Source organism: Methylophaga sp. UBA5088, from assembly GCF_002414625.1.
Taxonomy (GTDB): domain Bacteria; phylum Pseudomonadota; class Gammaproteobacteria; order Nitrosococcales; family Methylophagaceae; genus Methylophaga; species Methylophaga marina.
This window is the reverse complement of the sequence record NZ_DIAC01000053.1, coordinates 14,893-23,482: the sequence shown is the minus strand read 5'-3', so window position 1 is coordinate 23,482 and position 8,590 is coordinate 14,893. Positions and strand designations below refer to the sequence as shown.

The 8,590-nt window shown below is 45.4% G+C and carries 11 protein-coding genes; 5 read left to right on the top strand and 6 right to left on the bottom strand.

The window, feature by feature from the left end:
• The first annotated feature begins 48 nt into the window (after positions 1–48).
• Positions 49–489, top strand: a complete 441-nt coding sequence (locus tag B4K20_RS07470) for a hypothetical protein (RefSeq protein WP_289282442.1) — start codon at positions 49–51, stop codon at positions 487–489.
• 20 nt (positions 490–509) lie between these two features.
• Positions 510–980 carry a hypothetical protein gene (locus B4K20_RS07465; RefSeq protein ID WP_289282441.1) on the top strand — a complete coding sequence of 157 codons (471 nt, stop codon included), beginning with the start codon at positions 510–512 and terminating at the stop codon, positions 978–980.
• Here the strand turns inward: B4K20_RS07465 and ggt are convergent, their stop codons facing one another.
• A complete protein-coding gene (ggt, locus tag B4K20_RS07460) occupies positions 981–2,645 on the bottom strand; it encodes a gamma-glutamyltransferase (protein ID WP_289282440.1) in 1,665 nt (554 codons plus the stop codon). It lies immediately after the preceding gene.
• 1 nt (position 2,646) lies between these two features.
• Positions 2,647–3,639: a rhodanese-related sulfurtransferase gene (locus B4K20_RS07455; RefSeq protein ID WP_289282439.1), complete on the bottom strand. Its 993-nt coding sequence runs from the start codon at positions 3,637–3,639 to the stop codon at positions 2,647–2,649.
• Between the two features lie 185 nt (positions 3,640–3,824).
• Between B4K20_RS07455 and B4K20_RS07450 the strand changes: the two genes are divergently transcribed.
• Positions 3,825–4,232, top strand: coding sequence for a hypothetical protein (locus B4K20_RS07450; RefSeq protein ID WP_289282438.1), 408 nt, complete (start codon positions 3,825–3,827; stop codon positions 4,230–4,232).
• Here the strand turns inward: B4K20_RS07450 and B4K20_RS07445 are convergent.
• From B4K20_RS07445 to B4K20_RS07430, 4 genes are read right to left on the bottom strand one after another with little or no spacing between them, the layout of a single operon-like run.
• On the bottom strand, positions 4,229–4,771 hold the full coding sequence (locus tag B4K20_RS07445) for a YcbK family protein (RefSeq protein WP_289282437.1): 543 nt from the start codon (positions 4,769–4,771) through the stop codon (positions 4,229–4,231). The genes B4K20_RS07450 and B4K20_RS07445 overlap by 4 nt on opposite strands.
• Positions 4,772–4,816: 45 nt before the next feature.
• Positions 4,817–5,776 (bottom strand): FecCD family ABC transporter permease, encoded by a 960-nt coding sequence (locus B4K20_RS07440; RefSeq protein ID WP_289282436.1) that lies wholly within the window; start codon positions 5,774–5,776, stop codon positions 4,817–4,819.
• Positions 5,773–6,546 carry an ABC transporter ATP-binding protein gene (locus tag B4K20_RS07435; protein ID WP_289282435.1) on the bottom strand — a complete coding sequence of 258 codons (774 nt, stop codon included), beginning with the start codon at positions 6,544–6,546 and terminating at the stop codon, positions 5,773–5,775. Before B4K20_RS07435 ends, B4K20_RS07440 begins: the two co-directional genes overlap by 4 nt.
• Positions 6,539–7,444, bottom strand: coding sequence for an ABC transporter substrate-binding protein (locus tag B4K20_RS07430; RefSeq protein WP_289282434.1), 906 nt, complete (start codon positions 7,442–7,444; stop codon positions 6,539–6,541). Before B4K20_RS07430 ends, B4K20_RS07435 begins: the two co-directional genes overlap by 8 nt.
• Before the next feature lie 59 nt (positions 7,445–7,503).
• On the opposite strand from B4K20_RS07430, the gene B4K20_RS07425 reads away from it, so the two are divergent.
• Together B4K20_RS07425 and B4K20_RS07420 are read left to right on the top strand one after the other, a co-directional pair.
• Positions 7,504–8,043, top strand: a complete 540-nt coding sequence (locus B4K20_RS07425; protein ID WP_286305303.1) for a hypoxanthine-guanine phosphoribosyltransferase — start codon at positions 7,504–7,506, stop codon at positions 8,041–8,043.
• Positions 8,044–8,590: S-methyl-5'-thioinosine phosphorylase (locus B4K20_RS07420; RefSeq protein WP_289282433.1), on the top strand; the 547-nt coding region annotated here is incomplete at its 3' end.

Genomic DNA, 8,590 nt, shown 5'->3' with positions numbered 1-8,590 from the left:
ATCAGGTTCATCATAAAGCTATATTAGCAAATGTTAATGGATTAAATGATGAACAATGATATAAAAGAAGCCAGCCTGCCGCATGAACGTATGATGATTAATCTCGCCTTGTTTCATTTATTGCTTCCTGTGGCTGCATTCAGTTCCGGACACATTGCCTGGATTCTGAGTTTTGCGCTTGTGGGTGCTCTGGTCAGCATAGGCTGGATTGCCTGGAAAGCCAAGTTTGGTCAGTATGCTAGTGTAGTCACTCAGCAACACTGGAATTTAGCATGGCGTCATGCCAAGTGGTTGCTAATCAGCTATGGCGTGTCTGTTGTCATTATGCTGGTGGCATGGTCTATTTCAGCTATGCAGCCTGATCATAATATGGCGACCATTATGCTCGTAGTCTTCAGCCGAATTGCGGCCGTACCGATTTTACTGATGGTTTTGTTCATCTTTATGTTGGAAATGACCGCTTTATCTGATGCACGCAAAGGTGCGTAATAATCAATAGGGGAGTCTTTATGTCTGAAACGGATAACACAGCACATCTCGCCAGTCAGCCGCATGAAAGGATGATGTTCAATATCGCTATTTTTCATTTTCTTTTGCCAGCCATACTTTTTGCAACGGAAAATCTGTGGCTAATTTTCAGTGTGCCAATTGCCTGCTCACTGATGATGATTTTATCGATCTGGATTCAAGCACACAGGCCTGCAAATAAAACGGAACTGGTATTAGCACATTGGCAATGTGCCTGGCGTCGTAGTCGTTTTCTTATTGTGTCTTATGCCGTCTCACTTGTACTCTTTCTTATCGCTTGGGGTGTGTTACAAGGACAGGAAGATGCCAATATGCGAATGATTCAACTGGCGGTGGTTGGCTGGTTTTGTCTGATTCCGATCTCACTGACGATAGTGGGTTTGATTATTTTAGAAACCAGCGCCCTAGCGCAAGCAAGAAGAGGCGTTATGCCGCAAAAAATGCGGCTGTGATTATTTTTCCAGTGTGATGATCGTCGCCTGACCTTCACCACGCGGATCGCTGGCGGCATTGAGTGTGCGATTGATTTTATCTTGGATGATGATGTGCATATCACCGTATTGACGTGATAGTGGGGTGATGTGATGACCTCTTTGCTTTAGTGCATCCAGTTCCTGTTCGTTAAAACCCACGTTTTCTACCTGCACTTCATCAGGTAGATATTGATGATGGTAGCGAGGTGCAGCCACGATAACTTCTGCACTTTTGCCTTCGATAAAATCAAGCACGCTAAGTAACACCATACTGATAATGCGGCTGCCACCGGGTGTGCCGGTAATAAGTAAACGATCATTATTTTCGACAAAGGTCGGTGTCATGCTCGACAGTGGTCGCTTGTAGGGGGCAATAGCATTGGCTTTTTCACCAACAAGACCATAAACATTGGCGGCACCAGATGGGGCAGAAAAGTCATCCATTTCGTCGTTAAGTAATACGCCAGTTCCTTCTGCAACAAACCCAGAACCGAATGGATAGTTAACACTTAACGTAGCAGCCACCCGATTACCCTGACTGTCGAGTATGGAAATGTGCGTGGTATCTTCGCCTTCAATGGATTGGTCTGTCAGGGCGGGACTCGGCGTCGCATGAACCGGATCAATCGTGTCGCTAAGTTGTTTACCATAGTCGACCGAAGTTAAGTAATCAGGAATAGCTACAAAATCAGCATCACCCAGAAAACGACTGCGATCACGATAAGACCGGCGCATAGCTTCGATGACCAGATGCCTTTTCTGTGTGGTCTTAGCGTCAGCCAAGTCAAAAGCGGAAAGCTGATTTAATGCATTGACCATCACAATACCGCCTGAAGAGGGAAGGGCTGCAGAGGTGATGGTGTAGCCTTGATAAAGCCCTTTTATCGGTTGTCTGAGTTTGACTTCATAATGCTGTAAATCATCTAAAGTCCAGATGCCACCCTGCTGCTGAACAGCTTCAACTAAACGCTGGGCAATATTGCCCTCATAAAAACCAGCTTTACCTTGTTGGGCAATGTTATTCAGCGTATGTGCTAAGTCAGGCTGTTTAATGACGGTGCCCACACTGGGGACTTGTCCATTATCAAGAAACTGCCGACGGCTGGCGGCGTATTGGTTTAATGCCGACAGCCGAAAACGCGCCATATCGGTGTAGTGCTGACCCACTGCAAAACCTTCTAGCGCATAACGAATAGCGGGTGCCAGACTTTGTTTAAGAGGCAATTTACCGTAGTGCTCGCTTAGATATACGATACCAGCGGGCACACCGGGAATGCCGGCAGCAAGTGGGCCATTGAGGGAGCGGGATTGTTCGAACTCGCCTTGCTGATTGAGATACATATCAGTACTGGCTTTACCGGGCGCCATTTCACGTCCATCCACCATAATATCTTTGTTAGTTTCTGCCTGATGTAGTAACCAGAAACCGCCACCGCCCAGACCTGATCCCGCAGGCTCGACGACAGCTAAGGCAGCGGTGACGGCCACGGCAGCATCAAAGGCATTGCCACCTTGTTCCAGAATCTCAATACCGGCTTGTGTGGCTAAGGGGTGAGCGCTGGCGACGGCAACATCATGTTCGCTTGCCCAGACCGGGGTAACGCATAAACAAAAACTAAGGCAAAGAAGATGGACTAGACGCATATCAAGCCTTTGTCTTAGCTGCCTGACGGTCTAATTCGCGGCGGCGTTTTTTTTCGGCACGATGTTTTTCAACAGCTTCCTGAGTTTCGACACCGATATGCGCCTCACCACGTTGTCTAGCTAATTGAATTTGCTTTTCACGCTCAGCATAACGGGCTTTTTGCTCAGGTGTGGTTTTGTCATAACAATGCGGACAGCTGACGCCTTTTTGATACAACGGGCTTTGTTTTTCTTCTTCAGTAATGGGTAGTCGGCAGGCGTGACATCGATCATAGTCGCCTTTTTCCAGATTGTGATTGACCGTGACTCGGTCATCAAATACAAAACATTCACCTTGCCACATGGATTCTTCAGCAGGGACTTCCTCCAGGTATTTCAGAATGCCACCTTCCAGATGGTATACCTCGTCAAATCCTTGTTCTTTGAGGAAGGCCGTAGATTTTTCACAACGAATACCGCCTGTGCAGAACATCGCAACACGTTTGTGTTTTTCAGGATCCAAGTGGGATTTCACGTAGTCAGGAAACTCTCTGAAACTATCGGTTTGTGGATTCACTGCATTTTTGAAGGTGCCAACCTGGACTTCATAATCATTGCGGGTATCGATTAACAATACATCGGAGGCAGAGATCAGTTCGTTCCACTGTTTGGGTTTGACATAGGTACCGACGACTTGTTTTGGATCAATGCCTTCTACGCCCATGGTGACGATTTCTTTTTTGAGTTTGACCCGGGTGCGCATAAACGGCGCGGTATCAGTGAAGGATTCTTTGTAACTTATCGGATCCAATCTTGGATCCTGTTGCAAATAATTAAGCAAAGCATCGATGGCTTCTCTGGAGCCTGCAACCGTGCCATTAATGCCTTCTTGTGCCAGCAATAATGTGCCGCGAACCTCGTGTTCGAGCATGAAATCAAGTAACGGCGTTTTTAACTCGGTGTAATTGTCTAGCGTGACAAATTTATATAACGCACAAACGACAATATGGGACATGGTGTTTCCTGAAACTGAAATAAATCTCGTTATTTTACGTTTATTTAACGTCGCTGTCCTGCTATGAATGATTCATAAAAAATAAGGCAAATTTACCGTGCTGGCTGATGAATTTCAGCGTTAATATTTTTGTCAGATAATTTCAATAAGCAGCTGCATGATGCAAGGGTGTTGGTATGAACGCAATGGAACAGAGAGAACAGCTTAAACACTATAACCAAAAGTGGCAGGAAGATGATCAGCGCTGGCAGGAAGAAATTGAACACTGGCAGCACTCAACACAGCGTATGGTGGCGCTCATCTATCTGTTGGAAAAATCCTTACCAGAACACTCATCGAGCATCGAGAAACACAAAAAACGCATTGATGAGCATAATGCGGAAATTGTTCGTTACGAATGTGGCCTTGATGAACATTGTTTAAGTACCTGTCCGAGCCATATCGAATTAGAAAAACATCAAAAAATGCATCGAAAAATGCAGCTAAGACACGAAGAAATGAAAAAAGAGCATGACCGTTTCTCACGTAATTACCAGAAGCAAATGCAACGTGTCAGAGAACTGGCAGAGCGATTACTGAACGAGTTAGATTAACCTTGCCACTGTCGTGGTCGACCAGTGTCTAAATGGACAAAATTCGACTTAGGATAATAGCCCACACCACCGGCGTTTAATGTCAGTGCTGCTTCACGAAGACGTGACAATTCGACATCAGCTAATCGCACATCAATGGCTTTCCCCACCATATGCAGACTCTTTTTAGCCACACCATCAGACGTTTTTCTAAGCATGGAATTAGTCTGACTGGAACGATAGCCGGATATGATTTGAAAAGGACTTTTACTGCCAAGCTCGGTATGTAACAGATTAAGAAGATCAATCAGATGTCGGTCGATGGGCATTTGTTCATCTGTTCGGTGATCGCGCAGTATATGATTGATCTGTTTCAATGCATCCGTTTTATAAAAACCAGCTTCCCAATAGGTCACTTTCATCTTTTCACCGGTATGCAGATTATCAAAAGCAATATGCCTAGGCGGCTGTTTTAGGTTTTCTGCTAGTGCCAAAGGTGTAGTCAATAGCAGTGTTGAAGTCAGCCCCCATTGTAGAAACTGTCGTCTTGATGTCTGCATCAGCGTTTTCCTCTGAAATATTGGCAGAGAGTAGCAGATCCTGAATTAACCTTGTCGACGTTTAATTAACAACCACAGAAAAAAAGGGCCGCCAAGTAACGTCGTGATAATACCCACAGGAATTTCTGCAGGGGCAATCAGCAGTCTGGCAATTCCATCGCACAGAATTAAAAAGCCACCACCGAACATGATGGTTGCCGGTGTAAGCCAGCGATGATCGGTCCCGATTATCAGTCTGCAGATATGTGGCACCATCATGCCGATAAAGCCAATGGGGCCAGATAAGGCAACAATGCCACCCACACATAAAGAGGTGGAGAAAAATAACAGATAACGTACCTGCCTAACCGATACCCCACGACTAAGAGCAATATCATCCCCTGCCATTAACAGGTTCAGTTCACGACTCAGCCATAAAATGATAGCCGTACTGACGGTGACAACGGGAATGAGCTGCAAGAGTGATTGATAGCTGGCTGAAGTTAATCCTCCCATGAGCCAGCGCATGATCATAAAAGAGTCTGTCATATCACTCAGATACTGAATAAATAAAATCAGGCTGGAAAAAAAGAAGCTGGTGGCGACCCCCGTAAGCAGCAAGGTTTCACTGGAAAATCCGCGTTGTAGCTGGCTGATGAAAAAGACAAAAGTAATCGCCACTAAGGCACCGATAAAAGCCCCTATCGTAATGATGTCAAAACCGAATAAGCTAACGTTAATGCCTAAAAAAACGGTGCATGCGGCTCCGAAAGAAGCACCACTGGCGACACCTAATGTGAAAGGCGTAGCCAGTGGATTATGAAACATAGCCTGAAATACCATGCCACAGAGCGATAAGCCAGCACCAGCGACAAAGGCGAAGAGTACTCGTGGCACTCTGATATCCAATAGAATCTGTTGTTTAAGGATGTCATCAGCAATATCGTTGAGTCCTACCCAAGGAGCTGATAGTGCGATGACAAGGCTGAACAACGTAATCAATATCAGTTTATGTGATGACGTCATGGAGTGTCTGCCAAAGCTACTAAGCGCTGATTTGTCGGATGCACAACAAAGGTGAAGTCCTGTTGGTAGAGTTGTTTGAGCCGTTGCTTATCAAGTAAGTCCGGACCGTTACCTTGCCACAACACCTGACCTTCACGCAGAGCTAATACCTGTTTATCAGGGTGAGCTGCGTGGTTAATATCATGGCTGACTTCAATCACGGTCATTTGATGATTTTTGTTGAGTTGATTAATCAGCTGATGGATTTCTACCTGATGGTGAGGATCGAGATAGCTGGTGGGTTCATCCAGCAAGATTAAGGGTGTTTGTTGACTTAAAGCGGCAGCTATCATCACTCGCTGGCATTCCCCACCGCTGAGTGTTTTCATGAAACGTGTACGAAATGATTGGGTTTCGGTAATCGTCAGTGCTTCTTCGATCGCCTGTTGATCCTGGCTGGTCCATTCTGATAATGGAGAGTGATAGCTATAGCGTGACATTTTCAAAAATTCTTCAACGCTGAAAGGTAAAGCCCGACCACTATTTTGCGGTACATAGCTTATCAATTGTGCCCGCTGCCGCTGTGCATATTCGTTGATGTCACGCTGGTTTAAGCAAACGTTGCCTGAGTGAATGGGCAGAATACCCATGAGTGTTTTCAGTAAGGTGCTTTTACCAGATCCATTTGGGCCCACGACCACCCAGTAACTTCCCGTATGGACATGAAAATCAATCCCGCTGAGCAGGGTTTTCTCCTGAATCTGTACAGAGAGCTTATTGACTTCAATCATTGTGCTGCCAGTCGAGGTCAGGATGAAGCAACCGCGCCATCTCAGGTAAGAGCTTAAAGATACGCGGGCCAGGGATACTTGCATAATCATGTTCGATGATATAAATCCGCTGCTGTTTGACTGCGTTGACACTGTGCAGGGTTTGCCACTGCTTGATGACCTGTTTCATATCAGATTGATGATCTTTTTGTTCTGGAAAAACGTCAATAATGGCATCTGGGTTCATGCGAATAATGCCTTCTGCTGATACTGAAGGGACTTTAACGGCGGTGTCCGTGTAGACATTGACGCCGCCGGCAAGCTCCAGCAATTCATTATAAAAGTCATGTTGTCCTGCAATATAAACTGTGTCGATTTGATCGCTATTCACATAGTGAGCAATCCCCACCAAAGTTCTGACAGGGTCAACGTTATGGACTTTATGGCGTACAGAATCAATTTGATCCTGGATGTTATTGAGCAATTGAATGGCTTTACTTTGTTTGCCAGTGAGATCAGCGATGGTTGAAATGGTCTCTTTAATATCAGCAATCGACGTGTTATCCAGTACTAAGGTTTGTATACCTAAGTCTGCTAAATGTTGTTGTGTTTGTTGTTGACCGTTTAACATAATGACAAGGTCGGGTTGCTGACGGGTAATGGCTTCGATACTGGTATTGGTATAACTTCCGACACTGGGTAATGCTTGAGCTTGTGGAGGATAGTCGCAATAATCAGTGACCGCGACAACGCGATTTCCTAATCCTAATGCAAACACGGTTTCCGTCAAGCTTGGCGATAAGGTGATGATCCGCTCATAGTTATTTGTTGTCGCTACAGGCTTCTTTGCATTATCTGCCAATAGCCAGACAATACCAAAAATCAGTATAAATACGAGTAAGGGCCATAAACGGCGCATAAATAATCCTGAGCGCAAATGGATCATTATACGGCCTGAACCACAATAGAGAGTAAGCAATGACAGAGTATGAGGAACTGCTATCCAAATCGGATAAGCTTTTTGATATGAATCAAATTAATACCGCACTGGATAATCTGGCAGAGCAATTACATCGGGATTATGCCAGTAAGCTGCCGCTGATGCTGTGTGTGATGAATGGATCGGTTATCACAGCGGGTCATTTATTACCTCGGCTGAACTTCAAATTAGAGCAGGATTATATTCACGCCACACGATATGGTGATAAAACAGTGGGCGGAGAGATTAGCTGGCAGGCGAAGCCGGTCACAGCTTTGCAGGGGCGCCATGTGTTGTTGATTGAAGATATTTTTGATGAGGGCGTCACGCTGACGGCATTAAGAGAATATTGCCTCAGTGAGGGGGCAGCCTCCGTTAAATGTGTCTGCCTGTTTGATAAAGATCATACTAATAAAGTCGGCACTGTTCCCGAATACATGGGCTTAACCGTACCCAATCGTTATGTTTTTGGCTTTGGTATGGATATGGGTGGTTTCTGGCGTAACCTACCTGCTGTATATGCTCTGAAGGAGTCGTAAATGCGTTTATTAGGCATTATTGGTGGAAGCGGTCTGGCGCAATACCCAGGGCTGGAAATAACGGAACAAAAACAAGTTGAAACGCCCTATGGAGAACCCTCAGCAGCGATAAAAATGGGCACCTTAAATGGTAAAAAAGTCGCTTTTTTACCGCGACATGGCGATAGGCATAGTATTCCACCGCATCGCATTAATTATCGAGCTAATATTCATGCATTGAAAGTCATCGGTGTCACCGATATTTTGGCTGTCGCTGCCGTAGGGGGGATTACTGATAAGTATGCGCCAGGCGTGCTATCGGTGCCGGATCAGATTATTGATTACACCCACAGTCGTGAACAAAGCTTTTTTAGTGAACGCTTCCGTGCTGATAATCATATTGATTTTACCTGGCCCTATGATGCTGAACTACGCCAGACCTTATTAAGCGCTGCGACTGATGCCGGTCTGTCAGTAAATGATGGTGCGACTTATGCCGCCGTTCAGGGCCCAAGATTAGAAACGGCGGCAGAAATTCGTCGTTTGGAAAGAGATGGTTGTGACCTGG